This is a genomic window from Spirochaetota bacterium (assembly GCA_025061835.1).
Classification (GTDB): Bacteria; Spirochaetota; Brevinematia; order DTOW01; family DTOW01; genus SKYB106.
Map to the genome: position 1 here is coordinate 37,827 of JANXAC010000010.1, position 16,309 is coordinate 54,135.

The 16,309-nt window shown below is 34.7% G+C and carries 18 protein-coding genes and 1 tRNA gene; 15 read left to right on the plus strand and 4 right to left on the minus strand.

The genetic code is table 11. From position 1 onward, the window contains the following. Positions 1-7 precede the first annotated feature (7 nt). Positions 8-739 carry a hypothetical protein gene (locus NZ579_05165; GenBank protein ID MCS7299331.1) on the plus strand — a complete coding sequence of 244 codons (732 nt, stop codon included), beginning with the start codon at positions 8-10 and terminating at the stop codon, positions 737-739. A gap of 126 nt (positions 740-865) precedes the next feature. Beyond that, the gene (gene trxB, locus NZ579_05170; protein ID MCS7299332.1) at positions 866-1,792 is read left to right on the plus strand and encodes a thioredoxin-disulfide reductase; all 927 of its coding nucleotides are present in this window, start codon (positions 866-868) and stop codon (positions 1,790-1,792) included. A 325-nt stretch (positions 1,793-2,117) separates the two neighbouring features. On the opposite strand, the gene NZ579_05175 is transcribed toward trxB, so the two are convergent. Beyond that, on the minus strand, positions 2,118-2,354 hold the full coding sequence (locus NZ579_05175; protein MCS7299333.1) for a hypothetical protein: 237 nt from the start codon (positions 2,352-2,354) through the stop codon (positions 2,118-2,120). On the opposite strand from NZ579_05175, the gene fliW reads away from it, so the two are divergent. From fliW to metG, 7 genes are all read left to right on the plus strand, one after another. Continuing rightward, entirely contained in the window at positions 2,339-2,773 is a 435-nt protein-coding gene (gene fliW / locus NZ579_05180; protein MCS7299334.1) for a flagellar assembly protein FliW, read from the plus strand. The genes NZ579_05175 and fliW overlap by 16 nt on opposite strands. An 11-nt stretch (positions 2,774-2,784) precedes the next feature. Then, on the plus strand, positions 2,785-3,042 hold the full coding sequence (gene csrA / locus NZ579_05185; protein ID MCS7299335.1) for a carbon storage regulator CsrA: 258 nt from the start codon (positions 2,785-2,787) through the stop codon (positions 3,040-3,042). Positions 3,043-3,046: 4 nt separating this feature from the next. Continuing rightward, positions 3,047-3,131, plus strand: a tRNA-Leu gene (locus NZ579_05190). A gap of 10 nt (positions 3,132-3,141) precedes the next feature. After that, positions 3,142-4,581 (plus strand): SpoIIE family protein phosphatase, encoded by a 1,440-nt coding sequence (locus NZ579_05195; GenBank protein ID MCS7299336.1) that lies wholly within the window; start codon positions 3,142-3,144, stop codon positions 4,579-4,581. 18 nt (positions 4,582-4,599) lie between these two features. Next, entirely contained in the window at positions 4,600-5,061 is a 462-nt protein-coding gene (locus NZ579_05200) for an acyl-CoA thioesterase (protein MCS7299337.1), read from the plus strand. Between the two features lie 42 nt (positions 5,062-5,103). Then, positions 5,104-5,538, plus strand: coding sequence for a hypothetical protein (locus tag NZ579_05205; protein MCS7299338.1), 435 nt, complete (start codon positions 5,104-5,106; stop codon positions 5,536-5,538). Positions 5,539-5,681: 143 nt separating this feature from the next. After that, the gene (metG, locus tag NZ579_05210; protein MCS7299339.1) at positions 5,682-7,727 is read left to right on the plus strand and encodes a methionine--tRNA ligase; all 2,046 of its coding nucleotides are present in this window, start codon (positions 5,682-5,684) and stop codon (positions 7,725-7,727) included. A gap of 2 nt (positions 7,728-7,729) precedes the next feature. Here the strand turns inward: metG and NZ579_05215 are convergent, their stop codons facing one another. From NZ579_05215 to NZ579_05225, 3 genes are all read right to left on the minus strand, one after another. Further along, positions 7,730-8,455 carry a PilZ domain-containing protein gene (locus tag NZ579_05215; GenBank protein ID MCS7299340.1) on the minus strand — a complete coding sequence of 242 codons (726 nt, stop codon included), beginning with the start codon at positions 8,453-8,455 and terminating at the stop codon, positions 7,730-7,732. 162 nt (positions 8,456-8,617) lie between these two features. Further along, positions 8,618-9,286, minus strand: a complete 669-nt coding sequence (rpe, locus tag NZ579_05220) for a ribulose-phosphate 3-epimerase (GenBank protein ID MCS7299341.1) — start codon at positions 9,284-9,286, stop codon at positions 8,618-8,620. Further along, complete coding sequence (locus NZ579_05225; protein MCS7299342.1) at positions 9,283-10,350, minus strand: PASTA domain-containing protein; 1,068 nt, start codon at positions 10,348-10,350, stop codon at positions 9,283-9,285. Before NZ579_05225 ends, rpe begins: the two co-directional genes overlap by 4 nt. Before the next feature lie 75 nt (positions 10,351-10,425). On the opposite strand from NZ579_05225, the gene NZ579_05230 reads away from it, so the two are divergent. From NZ579_05230 to NZ579_05255, 6 genes are all read left to right on the plus strand, one after another. After that, on the plus strand, positions 10,426-10,908 hold the full coding sequence (locus NZ579_05230) for a hypothetical protein (protein ID MCS7299343.1): 483 nt from the start codon (positions 10,426-10,428) through the stop codon (positions 10,906-10,908). 380 nt (positions 10,909-11,288) lie between these two features. Beyond that, on the plus strand, positions 11,289-13,694 hold the full coding sequence (gene gyrA, locus NZ579_05235; GenBank protein ID MCS7299344.1) for a DNA gyrase subunit A: 2,406 nt from the start codon (positions 11,289-11,291) through the stop codon (positions 13,692-13,694). Between the two features lies 1 nt (position 13,695). Next, positions 13,696-14,631, plus strand: coding sequence for an ATP-binding cassette domain-containing protein (locus NZ579_05240; protein ID MCS7299345.1), 936 nt, complete (start codon positions 13,696-13,698; stop codon positions 14,629-14,631). Positions 14,632-14,705: 74 nt separating this feature from the next. After that, on the plus strand, positions 14,706-15,506 hold the full coding sequence (locus tag NZ579_05245) for a hypothetical protein (GenBank protein ID MCS7299346.1): 801 nt from the start codon (positions 14,706-14,708) through the stop codon (positions 15,504-15,506). Then, positions 15,503-15,874, plus strand: a complete 372-nt coding sequence (locus NZ579_05250) for a hypothetical protein (GenBank protein ID MCS7299347.1) — start codon at positions 15,503-15,505, stop codon at positions 15,872-15,874. The genes NZ579_05245 and NZ579_05250 overlap by 4 nt, the downstream gene beginning before the upstream one ends. Next, positions 15,864-16,309, plus strand: a 446-nt coding sequence (locus NZ579_05255) for a hypothetical protein (GenBank protein ID MCS7299348.1), incomplete at its 3' end; no start/stop codon positions are given. The genes NZ579_05250 and NZ579_05255, both read left to right, overlap by 11 nt.

The window sequence follows — 16,309 nt, forward strand, 5'->3', positions numbered from 1 at the left end:
TATCATTATGAAAACTAGATCAAAAAATTTCGCTGTAACACTATTCGTAATTTTATTGCTTTTCCATAACACTAATACCTTTGCAGAAAACGCACTACTGATGTCTCTAGAATACGAAATAATAATCAATTCCAAGCACAAGATTACAACATCTATTAGATACAATTACGATGAATATCCTGAATACCTTCTTTCAGAAACACTGACAAAGTCATCAAAAAATACTCCTCCAAAGTTAAAAATTACATCAACTACAATATCAAAATATTCATTATCAAAATCTCCTAACCTAGTTTCTCAAGAGATTGACTTCATACAAGGAGATGTGAGAATTATATCAACATCCAGATTATTGAATGATTCTTCGTTAGTCGCAAATGTAATAGTCTTCACAAATGATAAACAAGTTAATACGCTCTCACTCACAAACAAAGCAATCAACCTCTATGACATACCCATAATTATCTTCCTAGTCTCTACCAACAACCTATCATCAATCCCAGAGATACCAATTTTCTACGACAATCAGATTACGAACATAAGTCTGAAAAACACATCAAGCACTAGCCCAAACAGACCAAAAGAAATACTTAAGTTTAAGAAGGTTTCAGGTCTAAATGTTCTTGATAGTTTTAGAGTGAGTAATGTTGTAGTAGGTATATTCACAAATGCATATGTAGAAGGTAAATTAGTTGATTTAAGGATTGTTAGAAGAAGTGAAGTTGAGAGGAAGAATTGACATACCTTTTGGACATTGTTATATTTAATATACTCCTATGGAGTATGTTTTTCAGGGGGTAGATTTATGGATGTAAAGTTTGGTTCTATTCCTACCGTATCAAAGGTATCTGTAGATGATAACAAAATTTACGATCTTATAATAATAGGTGGAGGAGTTGCGGGCTTTTCCGCTGGTCTCTATGCTGCAAGGGCTAGGCTTGATACCGTTCTTATTGAGAAATTAGGTCCTGGAGGACAGATAGCAACAACAGACCTTGTTGAAAATTATCCTGGGATAATAGAGATAAACGGCTATGAACTCTCTATTAGGATGGAAGAACAAGCAAAGAAGCATGGGCTTAAGGTTATTATTGATGAAGTCATATCTGCTTCGCTTAAAGGTGAAATTAAAGAGATTACTCTATCAAATGGTAAAAAACTTAAATCCTATTCTGTCATAATATCAACAGGCGCAAACTACAAGAAGTTAGGCGTTCCAGGTGAAGATAAGTTTTTAGGAAGAGGTGTTTCTTTCTGTGCTACTTGCGATGGTGCTTTCTTCAAAGGTAAGGATATCGTCGTCGTAGGTGGTGGTAATTCCGCACTTGACGAGGGATTATTTTTAACTAGGTTCGTTAATAGTATAACTCTCATACACAGAAGGGATACCTTGAGAGCAGAAAAGGTCCTTCAGGAAAGAGTATTAAACAATCCAAAGTTCAAATTCGTATGGAATAGCGTAGTTGAAGAGATCCTAGGTGATGAAAAAGTTGAGGCTGTAAGAATTAGAAATGTAGTTGATAACAAAGAAAGCATACTGAAAACTGACGGAGTATTCATATTCATTGGCTTGTATCCAAATACATCAATATTTGATGAAGTTGAGAAGAATGAGAATGGTTACATAAAAGTTAACCTTTATGATATGAGCACTAATATACCCGGTGTATTCGCGGCAGGAGATTGTGTTGATAAGTTCCTAAGACAGGCTATAACCGCAGCAGGAGAAGGAGCAACAGCAGCAGTAGCAGCAGAAAAGTATATTGAGAAAATAAAAGTTAAGTCACATTAGAGATTATAGAAATCAATCTACAGACTAAACACTAGCATACAGATTAGACCAAGACTCACTTAAAATTCTTATGAATTTGCCTTAACTAAAATACAGATTGAAATGGTAACGATTCACAGCTAATAGCAGTTTCTTTTTACAGTCTTTTGGCGATTGAGTAAATACTCTACTTGGTAATTACGTGAAATCTGGCTTGATATAAAATCTTTGCATTAACCAGAAGTGAGTAAGTAAAAAGCCTAGAATCCTAACTACTCACTTAGTAGAGAACCCAAATTTGCTATCTTCAATGTCAATCTTTGAATACATACTACTTGAAAGACAGTTACTTTATTAAGATTTTTGTATGAAAACTCAATAGGGCATACATTCCCCTAGTCTCACTATCATTTAACATATCATCATACTCACACCTCTTTTTAGCTCTCTCCATCTCAACTTCAGGATCACAAGTATTACAAGCACTGCATACATTTTTTTGAACCCCCTTGTTAGTGTTTTTGAAAGTTATGTATGTTTTGTATATACTTCCTACGAGGTTTTTGAATGAAGATACTCTCAAAACACTTTGGAGAGATAGAGATAGAAGAAGAACACATAGTAACATTTGATAAAGGCATCATAGCTTTCGAAGAATATAAGCGATATGTATTTATAGAGTTTGAGAAAGATTCTTTCATCTACTGGATGCAGTCAATACAAAACCCTGACCTCTGCTTCTTGGTGGCAAACCCCTACGTTTTTAAACCCGACTACATACTAGATGTTTATGAAGACGACCTCAAATCCATTGACATGGAAAAAGAAGAGGATTTGATGGTATTTGTAATACTTAATGTAAATCTTGAAAATCACACGATAACCGCAAACCTACTAGGTCCTATAATAGTAAATACTAAAAATAACAAAGGTGTCCAAGCAGTTTCAAGACTAAACGATTACCCAACTGACTATGACATAACCTCAAATGTAAAAGTCTAGAGAGGAAGGCGATGCTAGTTCTATCAAGAAAAGAGGAACAGAGCATAATAATAGGAGAAAATATTGAGATAAAGATTCTTTCAATCAGGGGAGACACTGTAAAGATTGGAATTTCCGCACCACCAGAACTAAAAATATACAGAAAGGAAGTTTTGGAAGAAATCCAGAGAGCAAATATTAATGCAGTCCAAAGTTCTAAAAACTTAAAGGATATCATTCTTGGTAAAGTTAAGGAGGCGATTGAAAAGAACCAAACGACAGACAAATAACCTAGCCGGGGTGGTGGAATTTGGTAGACACGTGGGATTCAGGATCCCATGCCCGCGAGGGCGTACGGGTTCAAGTCCCGTCCCCGGCAAAAAATAATAATGATAACTACTATAATCATATCTATAATATATGGGGGTGTCTTATTCATATTCATACACTCCTTACTAACAAATTACTTTTTTACCTCTTTAAGAAAGTCATTCAGAATAGCATATAATACATCTTTGACAACTATCTTTATATCATCAACATCTAACTTTATATCTTTTTTTTTAAATCAACCACTCCACAACGAAGTAAATGAAAACCTAATTACTATATCTGCACTATCAATATCAATACTTATTGGATCCGCTTACAGTAAAAAATACATCTTACCAAAAATTCTGATTATCTTATCAATCATACTATCAATCATCTTCAGTCTTTTCGGAACACACCAACAAAAAATCTTTAACATAATATCACTCTCACAAATTGCGTATATACCTACAATTCTATCAATGAAAATCATACTTGCTGATACTCTTACAGGAGTTATTAGAAATGAAGAAAGGTACTTAAAATCCGATGTGCATCTAAAACACAACTATACACTAGCATTAGTATCTATACCACTGCTTTTGTTTTTAATAAAATTCACCTTACCGTTCGTAATACACAATACAGAAGTTAAACACCTAATACAAGGTATATTCCTATCACTAATGATTATAACATTATTCTATTCAAGAAGAAATTTCGGGATCTTCCTAAAGTCAAAGATAGAAGACGAAAACAGAAAATTTCTAACACTCTACAAAACAGTAGTAGATGAGATAGTAATAGGTAGAGAAATTGTTGAAAAACTACTACCTAACAAAAAGCATATCAAAGGGATCGAGTTCGACAAATATTTCAAACCAGCAGTATTAGTTGGTGGAGACTTCATAGACATCATACCTCTCTCTGAGAGCAAATTCATAGCATACATAGCAGATGTATCCGGACACGGTATATCAGCAGGTATAATCGTATCTATGCTAAAGGCTCTAATTCTTAAGGAAGTAGTAGAAGGATACTCTAACTTAACAGCAGTTATAAGAAACCTAAACTCAGACTTCAACAACCTAATAAGTGAAACTGGTAGGTATTCAACATTGTTCATTACTCTGATAGACAAAAATAAGAGAAAATTTCAATATGTAAGTTGTGGACATATAGACTGCTTATATTGGAGTTCTACACTAAACGAGTTCTTTCTCCTATCCTCAACCGCACCGATACTAGGATTATTAAGCAAGATAGATGCGTATTCCTCTGACATTGACTTTAACTACAACGATTACATAATACTACTGAGTGATGGACTATTCTCAATAACCACCAAAGACGGCGAAATACTCTCAATTGAAAACTTTATGAATATAGTCTCAAAATACATAAATCCACAAATAATGCCAAACGAACTTATGTTTAAAGTATCACAAGAAATAGAAAACATAATTGAAACAGGACATGTAGTTGATGACATAACGATGCTGTTTTTAAAACTTTAACTATAAGGAGATTAGACTATGATATGCGAAACAATCATCAGAGTAAGATACTCAGAAACAGATCAGATGGGAATTGTGTATTATTCAAACTACTTTGTCTGGATGGAAGTTGGCAGGACAGATCTAATTAGAAAATCTGGTATTACATACAAGCAGATTGAAGAAAATGGGTTTTTGCTACCTGTTGTATATGCTTCCGCAAAGTTCATTGGTTCAGCATACTACGATGATGAGATAATAATTCAATCCGGATTGATTGAACTGTCAAAAACCAAATTAAGCATAGGCTATAGAATTTACAGGAAGACTGAAAACGACCGAGAGTTAATATGCATAGGACTTTCAGATCTGGTATTCCTAGACAAAAGCACCAGAAAGATAACAAAAGCACCTGAGTTCTTCACAAAATCCATTACAATAACTCCTCACCAAGAATATTATCAATTCTTAGATGAAATTAAGCGATACCTAAAGATTTAATAAAAACCCACTATACCGATTCTTTAAATTGAGGAGAAAAGAATGATATTCATAATCCTAATAACTTTAATTATACTACCTTTTGGATCATTCGCCAATAACTCACTTGCAAGTGTTAATTTTTCAAAACCAGACAACGTTGTATCCAACGCAATTCAATACTTAATGAACAAAAACTTTTCAAACCTCCTTGAATTGACAGAGTTTTCGGAGAAGAGAAGAGTAGAAAAAATAATAGAAGCATACTTAACAGAAAAAAATCTCATAGACACAGAAATACTGAATATACAATCCTACAAAATACTTAACACCTACTACGAAGGAGAGTTTGCAGTAGTTTCAGTTGAATGGGTAGTTAAAAACAAATATCAAACTAGAGAAGGACCTAAAACTTACAACGCAAATAGGAGAGTTCTTTACCTACTAAAAAAGTTTGATGACAAGTGGAAGATAATAACAAAAAGAGTAGAAACATAGAATCCATTCTTAAGGGTTCTAGTATCTTATCATTAAGTTCTAGCTCTTGAAATACAATCACACCTAGTAGATTAGGTTATGAATATAAGTTAGTGAAAGACTTTGATTAGATTTTATATAATTTAGGTAGTTAGGAGGAAGAGATGGCAAAATATCTAATTACATCCGCACTACCCTACGCTAATGGACCAATACACATAGGACACATTGCAGGAGCATACCTACCAGCAGACATATACTACAGATACAGAAAGATGAAGAAAGATGATGTTATCTTCATATGCGGAACCGATGAACACGGAGTTCCAATCACTATAAGAGCAATGCAGGAGAATACAACACCCGAGGAAATCGTAAAGAAATATCACGAACAAATCAAAGAGAGTTTTAAAAAACTATACATTGAGTTTGACAACTTTTCAGGAACTCACAGGGATGTCCATTTCAAGATTTCACAAGAGTTTTTCTTGAATGTTTTAAACAATGGATATACCGTAGTTAAAGAACAAGAACAATTCTACTGCGATAATGACAAGATGTTTTTACCTGACAGATATGTAACAGGTAAATGTCCAAAATGCGGATATGAATATGCGAAAGGTGACCAGTGTGAAAAGTGTGGTTCAACGCTTGACCCAACCGAACTTATAGACCCAAAGTGTGCTATATGTGGAAACAAGCCTGTAATAAAGAAAACAAAACACTGGTATTTTACACTAAACAAGTTTGAAGAGAATTTAAGAGAATACTTAAATTCAAAAATTGACTGGAAGCCGAACGTTAGAGACTTCGCTCTTTCTTGGATAAACGAAGGACTGAAAGACAGACCTATATCACGAGACCTCAATTGGGGGATACCTCTACCTATTGAAGGGACCGAAGGTAAAGTTATGTATGTTTGGTTTGAAGCACCAATAGGCTACATTTCATCCACGATAGAATGGGCTCAAAAGGTAGGACAACCAGACAAATGGAAAGAATACTGGCTAGACCCCGAAACAAAACTCATTCACTTCATCGGAAAGGATAATATCCCATTCCACGCTATAATATGGCCCGCAACACTTATGGCGCAGAACGGCAACTGGATATTACCATACAACATACCTGCTAACGAATTTATGAACCTAGAAGGTGAGAAAATCTCAACCTCAAGGAACTGGGCTATATGGGTTGATGACATTGTTTCAAAATTCAACCCTGATGCCGTAAGGTATTATCTCTGCATAAATATGCCAGAAACGAAGGATGCCAACTTCTACTGGAGAGAGTTTCAGGAAAAGGTAAATGAAGAGCTAGCAAACGCCTTCGGAAACCTAGTATCCAGAGTTTTGAAGTTCTTGAACTCAAAAAACAACGGTATCATTCCAACACCAATCCCATCTCTATATTCACCTCTTGAGAATACAATCCTCAAAAATCTAGAAGAGATACCTCAAACCATTGGAGAGCTGCTTGAGAAGTTTGAGTTCAGACAGGCAATAAAATATCTAAGAGAAATCGCCTTTCTTGGCAACAAGTATGTTGACGAAGCAAAAATATGGACACTAAAACCTAACACTGATGAGTTTAACACAAAACTATTCATTGCTGTTCAGATAATCTTCACACTCGGACTCTCAATGTATCCTTTCATGCCATCATCATCAGAAAAGATTATGAAGATGCTAGGATACGATAAAGAAATATTAAAACAAATAACTTGGGATGACATCGGTAAAATATTCGTCAGAACAAACACTAGAATATCACCAGACATAGAAACTCTTTTCACAAAAATACCAGATGAGGTTATTGAAATTGAGATAGAAAAACTTAAAGCCTCTGCCAAGAAAGAGAACATAGAGACGATACCAACAGATGAGATAATAGACATAGAATACTTCAAGAAACTTGACTTGAGAGTTGCTAAAGTCAAGGAAGCGTCAAGAATACCAAAATCAAAGAAACTCTTAAAACTTATAGTTGAAATTGGTTCAACAGAAAAGCAGATAATAGCAGGTATAGGAGAACACTATAACCCAGAAGATGTGATAGGAAAGAATATAATAATAGTAAATAATCTTAAACCAGTCACATTGATGGGGGAGAGTTCTTATGGAATGCTACTAGCGGCAAAAGACAATAATGGAAAACTTGTCATAATAACGACCGATGAAGATATTGAAAGTGGTTCCAGAGTATCGTAATGCTATGACTTCCTTGATAGAATACTCCTACCGTAAGTCTCCTCTATTATACTATGGTATATAAACTCTGATAGCATTATCAATTGTCTATTGTCAAGGCCAAAGAACCTGAAACCACAAAATAACCTATCTCTTCTTACCAGAAAAACTTTGGACCTTATAACTATGTTACCAAATATAACCTCACAAGGGTAAGCCTTGTTATTTATGAACATATTCGCTTCTACTTCGGATGAAAAGTTAGCACTAACACCTCCAGCACTGATATCGTATATATTACCTTCAATAAACTTGTTAGGTAAAATCTCCACTCTTATAACTCCATACTCTACCCTAACCCTATAATGCTTTCTTTTATCATTATCACTAATTGGCAATGTTTGCAATATTTCATAAACTTTTTCGGCAACGTCTTCCACCCTCAAAGAACTATCAACTATTCCCTTTACTCCCTTTTGATGGAATTCTTTCAATCTTAAAATATCCTTTTCAGACGTTATCAAAATCAGATACTTTTTGGTATTGACTAGGTTCTCAAATAATACATTAGAACTAGATTCGCTGAATTTTTTAATACCATCATAATCCATCACAAAAACATCAAAACTATCACCACCATCAAAGTCGTTTGGGAATATATGGTTCGCGTAATATCCCTTTGAGATAAGTATTACACCTATCACCCTAGAAGTAACTACACTATTTGATACTATTCCTACTTTTATCATGACTAAATAATATAATAAATTAACTACTAATATTCAAAACCAAATCCAACAAAACCCACCAACTCCTTTAATTCTTAAAATTGAGAAGACCCATAAAAACTTCAGCAAACGACAACCCCCACTATAGTTTGTGTCAAACACAAATATCAAAACGACAATTTCTTAAGTATCTTTTCCATAATTCATCCTAAGTGTATTAACTACTCTCTCCGCATTACCATCTCTAAAAAAGAAACTACCCATAACTAACACACTCGCACCACTCTCTATCAAACGCCACATATTCTCAATATTTACCCCACCATCAACTTCAATCTCCACATCCCTTGATACTTGAGACAGGATTTCTCTAACCTTCTTAACTTTCCCTTCTGTTCCCGGAATAAGAGATTGTCCTGAGAAGCCTGGTTCAACAGTCATAACAAGCACTAAATCAACTAAATCAAGATAAGGTATTATCACATCCGGATGCGTCCCAGGTTTTATTGAGATACCTACTTTCCTACCACTCTCCTTTATAAGATTGAGTATATTCCTTGAAAATCCACCCGCTTCCGTATGAACTGTTATTATCTGAACATTATCAATAAAAAATCTCTCTACCTTACTAGGAGATAACTCTATCATAAGATGAACATCACCCGGTATTGACGTAGCCTTTGCGATTTGCTCAGTTATCAGCGGACCAAAACTTATGTTTGGAACGAAATGATAATCCATTATGTCGTAGTGTATGTAATCAACCTTAAGTCGCTCAATATCCTCAATAACCTTCTTAAGATTCACAAAATCTGCTGCGAATATTGAAGGTGCTATTTTTACACTCTTCATATCGTATCTTCTCTAACTAGTTCTTCATTTACGAATACTTGTATTTTTGCAACACCTCTAACTTTGAGAGGTAAGACAAGAGTTGATAGGTTGTTTAGTGTTTTATCAATTCTTCTATTACCGGAGGAGTCAGTTATAGAAATTCTAATGTAGTAAGTATTCACATCAGCCTTTGAGAAGGAGCGAAGCCCTACTTTGTAAAGTACAAACCTTGTGTTTTGAACAACATTCTCATCACCAAAAACACCTATAAACAATTCTGGAACTACATTCTGAGACACAAACTCATCTTCACGAGGCAGATGATCAAGAACCACTCCATCATTGGCAGGGTCTGTAGTTTGAGTTGTAGTTACCTTAAAACTAACACCCTTTGAGTCAAGGAATAACATCGCTTTGTCATAAGAAAAACCTACCATATTAGGCATAGGAAAACCTACTTGAGGACCACTACTTACATAAACAACAACTTGACTACCAGGCTTAAGTTTTGAACCGAAGGATGGATAAGTCTTTATCACTGTTCCCTGCTCCATCTCTGACTGGACATATTCAACAGAAGATATATAAACACCCTTGGAAGCAAGAAAACTTCTTAGTTCCTCAATCTGCTTACCAGTAAAGTCAGGCAAAACAAATTCACCACTACCCAGACTAACGAATATTTTTATTGACTTTCCCTCCCTAACTATATTACCAGGCGATGGTATCTGTCTTACAACAATACCCCTAGGCTTATCCTCTGATATAACAACTTCCATATTAGGAACTAATCCCGCATTACCAATCTCTACTAAAGCACCAATTATATCATCCCCAACAACATCTGGAACTACCACCGTCTTGGAAGGAGTAAGAAGGATTGCAATAACAATCACAGAGAAAACAAAAAACACTAAAAACGACAGCGAAAGAAGAAACAGAGCCTTCCTAACCTCATTCGTTACAAGGTCTATCTCCGAAGATATTCCAAAAATATTCATAAAAAACTTTGAAACTCTCTCAAACAGAACACCTAAAATTCCTAGAAATGCCTCCCAAATTGACTTTAGTATGTGATACATAAGAATATTCTATATGTTTAAATCCTACCAAAACAATTTAGAAACAGGAATGAAGCATTGTTTATAATTTACTCTGTGTATTTTGCCTTGTATATGACACGATATACAATATTACTCATACCCCTTCTAATGATACTTGGCTGCAATAATCTACCTCAAATAACCGAAGATATTGAACACTTATTCGGTAATTGGATACACGAAAAGATAGAATACTCTAATAGCACTGTAAATGTATCACCTATGACTATATATTCATTCCAGAACAATCTTCTGTTTGTATCAAACAATCTCTCAAACTACAGTGGTAGCATAATTACAATCTCTGGAACTTCTACAAATACTCTCAATACAAGATGGTCGGTTGATTTCAAAGACAACAATTTATACTTAACAATAAGCAATACAAATTTTACATACACCATTAACCTAGTCGCAGTTGACTCAACAAATGTGAATCATATATGGCTTATGAATGGAAGATACACTGTATCCACCCAAACCGTAACGTTCTTCATAAGCAACAAAATAGTTAAATACATTCTCAAAAAACAATAAACCAGCACAATATACAAAACAATTTACAAACCTTACACAACAAGTCCAAATTTCTATCAAGTGATAAGACAAGACTCTAGACTTTTTACTTACACACTCCTTTTAGAAAGTGTTAGTCAATCTTAAAATCTCGCCTTCTAACAGGTCTTAGATACTTGTTAAAAGAATACTTACTCAGTCCCAACAGAAAACCATGAGGTAAAGAAGAAACTTAACTCTATTTGTAAATTTTAGACTTTGCTGTTTAGGTGTTTCTAAAGCAGATATTCATTCATAATTACTAATACTATATTCAAGAGTGAATATTGTGTTATTTCAAACAAGGAGTAGTAGAAGGTTTCTATGACTTCTGATATTAAAAGTAATTAATGGGAGGGATTATGGAGAGGATAATTGAAACAGTCTTGGAGGAAGAGGTAAAAAAATCCTACTTAACTTATGCGATGAGTGTGATAGTTAGCAGGGCTCTACCAGATGTGCGAGATGGGCTAAAGCCAGTCCAGAGGAGAATACTATACACTATGGAAGAACTAGGAGTAAGGAGTAATACTCCTTACAAAAAGTGCGCAAGAATCGTTGGAGATACACTTGGTAAGTACCATCCACACGGAGATGCTTCGGTATATGAAGCACTGGTAAGAATGGCACAAGACTTCAACATGCGTTATCCTCTGATTGATGGACAGGGGAATTTCGGTTCTATTGATGGAGACCCACCCGCCGCAATGAGATATTCAGAAGCAAGACTGGAAAAAATAGCAGAAGAGATGCTAAAAGACATTGATAAAAACACCGTTGATTTCAGACCCAACTTTGACAACTCACTGGAAGAACCAACTGTACTACCATCAATGCTACCAAACCTTTTACTCAACGGTGCAACGGGAATAGCAGTAGGTATGGCTACCAATATACCAACTCACAACATCAAAGAAGTCGCAGATGCTATCTCATACTACATAGACCATAGAAACTGTTCCGTGAGAGACCTGATGAAGTTTATCAAAGGACCAGATTTTCCAACAGGTGCGGTAGTAATAGCCAACGAAGAGATGTTCAAGGCTTATGAAACCGGAGATGGTAAAATCGTGATAAGAGCAAAAATGAAGTTAGAAAAACTCAAAAACGGTAAAGACGCAATCGTAATAACAGAAATACCATACCAAGTCAGAAAATCAGCAATCATTGAAAGAATCTCTGACCTCGTGAGAGAAGGTGAAATTGATGAGATATCCGATATAAGAGATGAATCAGACAGAGATGGAATAAGAATAGTAATAGAACTCAAAAGAGGCATCAACCCCAAAATCTTAATAAACAAATTATACAAACACACCCAACTCCAAGAAACATTTAGCATTAACATGGTAGCACTAGTGAATAATGAACCTAAAATACTGTCACTAAAAGACCTAATAAAGTATTATGTTGATCACAGAGTAGAAGTTATAATAAGAAGAACAAAGTTTGACCTAAACAAAGCAGAAGAACGGCTACACATAGTTGAGGGACTTCTAATAGCACTCAACAATATTGACAGAGTAATTTCTATAATAAAATCATCAGAATCGCCTTCTAACGCTAGAACAAATCTGATGAAGGAGTTTAAACTAACAGAGGTTCAAGCAAACGCAATACTGGATATGAAACTTCAAAAACTTACCTCAATTGAAGTTAAGGATCTCAAAGAAGAGCATAAATCACTTGTTGGGACAATTAAGGATCTAAAAGATATCCTTTCAAATGAAAATAGAGTTTTCAAGATCATTAAAGATGATTTGAAATATCTTGCGGAAAAGTATGGAGACGAGAGGAGGACAACGATTGAGTATGGCGAGATTGAAGAAGTTGAAGAGAAAGAACTAGTTCAGAAAGAAGATGTAACAATAATACTTACAAACCTTGGAATGATAAAGAGGATGCCACTTTCTGTTTATAGGTCTCAAAGGGCTGGTGGTAGAGGTGTTTCCGCTACTTCTACGATGGAAGAGGATTCTATTGAACACCTTGTGATAGCAAATACACACGAAGAGTTACTTATATTCACAGACAAAGGTAAGGCATACTCATTGGATGTTTATAAAATTCCTGAAACTTCAAGGGTTGCTAGGGGTACTAACATAAGAACACTACTTAATATAGGTAATGAAGAGACAATCAGGTCGCTTGTGGTGTTTGACAAGGAAGCGAAAGGGTTTATAACTATAATCTCTAGAAAAGGCATGGTAAAGAAAGTTGATGTTGATGAGTTTAAGAACATAAGGTCAACAGGTATCATCGCACTCTCTACCGAGAGTGGAGATGTTTTGCAGGATGCTGTATTCACAAGAGGTGATGATGATATTATAATAGCAACAACAAACGGACTTGCGTTAAGAACATCTGAAAAGAACATAAGACCTATGGGTAGGTCTGCTAGGGGCGTTGTAGGAATTAGATTAAGAAACGACGACTATGTTATTGGACTTATAAAGTATAGTGAGGATAAAGAAATACTAGTAGTCACAGAAAAAGGATATGCCAAAAGAGTTAAAATGAAAGAATTTTCTATCAAAGGTAGAGGTGGGAAAGGAATGATATACTTTGGTGTAAGTGAAAAAACTGGTAAAGTAGTCAGAACACTGAGTGTATCCGAAGATAATGATGTTGTTATAATAACATCAAAAGGTATGATAATAAGAATGCCTGCTAACAACATATCACTTATGGGACGACCAGCGAGAGGTATAAGAGCGGTTAATCTCAAAGAGAACGATACTGTTGTAGATGTAGAGGTTCTTGAATAAGATGGATAAAATTATTCAAGTTAATTCAGTATCCCAAAACTTTTTCGTAAAAGACCCAAATAGACTTGCGTATTATATACCTGTCAAAGCACTTGAAGATATAACTTTTGATGTTATTAGAAATACAACTTTATCTATCGTAGGTGAAAGCGGTTCAGGTAAGACAACGATAGGAAACATCGTTCTAGGTGCGATTAAGCCAACAAAAGGAGATGTCCTATGGTATGGAAAATCAATATTCAATAAACAAGTTAAGAAAGATTACCTTAAAATCATACACACAGTTTCCCAAAACCCTCTGAGTTCCCTTAACCCCAGAATGAACGTAAAGAGCATAATAACTGAACCCCTACTCTTCAGAGAAAAATTGTCAAACAAAGAGGCTGAGGACAGAATAGCAAAAGTTGTTGAAGATGTGAAATTGAGTAAAGACATACTTTACAAATATCCACACGAGTTAAGTGGAGGAGAAAAGCAGAGAGTAAGCATCGCAAGAAGTATCATATCACAACCATCTATCATAGTTCTGGATGAACCAGTATCTTCTTTAGATGTATCTATAAGAGCACAGATACTCAACCTACTTGTTGACATCAAGGCAAGGTATGGACTTACCTATATCTACATATCTCACGACATTTCAACCACAAGGTTCATATCAGACTACCTTCTAGTTCTGTATAAAGGTAGGATAATGGAAATCGGAAACTCAGAGAGTATCTTTTCAAATCCTACAAACCCATACACCAGGTTTCTTTTATCTTCTGTCCCTAACCAGAAAATTGTAGAAGAGTTCAAAACTCTTGAGCGAGAAGAAGAAAGTAAAGGTTGTCCATTCTACAATCGCTGCCCTATAGCAACTTCAATCTGCAAAACCACATTCCCAGACAAGAAAATAATTAAGGAAAACCACATATCTTACTGCCACAACATATAGAAATATAATAACCCTCTCAAGACAAGATTTTTTTCTTGATAAACTAAACATTATATTTGATAATTAATCATGTTATGAGAAAACTAGGTTTGGAATTATACAAAATAAGATCAAGTAAAACAAACTTAGAGGTCCTACTTAACCTTGATAGGATAAGAAACCACGATGACTTTATTAGCCTACCCTTTGTAAACTGGTTTGTAAGCAATACAAACATAACATTTCAAAAACTGTGGAATTTCTTCTTCTTTACACCTATACTTGAGGCTTGGAAGAAGGATGGGAAAATTATTTCAGAATTTCTGATAAAGAATAACAAATTCAGGAAAACATATGGTGAAGAACACATTGAGCTTTTCGTTAATGAAAGACTAGTAACACTTGATATACTACCATCAGAAGCATTTGACTTCTTAGAGATAGAATCGTCTCAACAACTTAGAGTTTGGGACCATAACACCATATTAGTTTCAAAGAATATCATTCATTGCCAGTCATGCCATAACAGATTCCTTACAAGCGAGATAGTTGAACCTTTAGATAGTAGCAGTGGTATATGCTGGTATTGTGCTGAAAGACTAACTCCTCACGAGAGAAGGATACTGGAAACACCAAAACTATTCAGAAATAGGATAGATGAAACTTGGAAATTACTAGATAAAAAACAGAGAGAGAAGATCGTGTTTGACATTCTAAGAAACACTAGAACACACTACAAAATATCTGACATTCATGAACTGAAAGTTATATCAAGAGAGGTCGCTTCAGAAAACAGTATCTACAACACAAACAAACTAACCAAGAGAGAGTTAGAAGAACTTATAAAAACATTGGATAGAGATTATTTTATTGATTGGTGGGGTAAGATATTATGAGACCTCCAAAACCATCTAAAAACAAAATGTTTCACAGGTACGCCAAAAAACAGCATATAATCAATAATAACACCCACCTACACGATATAACCTTTAAATGTGATGAAACTGTAATAACAGGTGTTTGTCCAATATGCAGACAAAACACATACTATGATCCTTCAAACATCATAGTCGGTAGTAACATTTTTCATTTTGATTGTGTGTTTGAGTGGGTAAGAGATAATTTTGGAGTTGATAAAGACAAAAAGATTTACTACATTGGTTCTAAAGCATTTGGAATATTCTGGGAGAGCAAAAATGGCAAGAAATTAGAAATGTTAAAAAGGATAAACCTTGAAGAGTATCTAAATACATATGCTAGATAGAATATTTAACCTAATAAATACACTGGAAGAGATATTATTAGCCGAAAGTGATATATACTCTGTTGATTTCAAAAGTATATGTCTTAAAACACTATCTAACGATATAGATTTCGGTATATACTCAGAGACTCACAAAGGATTTCTAATTAGTTTTAGATCCAAAAATACGAAGATCCTCAAGGATGTTATAACTCCTAATGAGATTTCAAAGTCCCCAACTATTCACGATGATAATACAGTCTATGCTGATCTACTTGTATTCACTAGAAAGTTTCACAAAAAGATAATAATAAGGCTTGCCTTAGGACCTTTGGATAACGACCAAAAATCATTGATAAACAAGATTATCAAAAACTTTTACTCTTTTCAAGAAATGTATGATAAAAACTATGTATTCCAAGAACTCCTTGAAATACTAAAAGAAACAACAGAAGT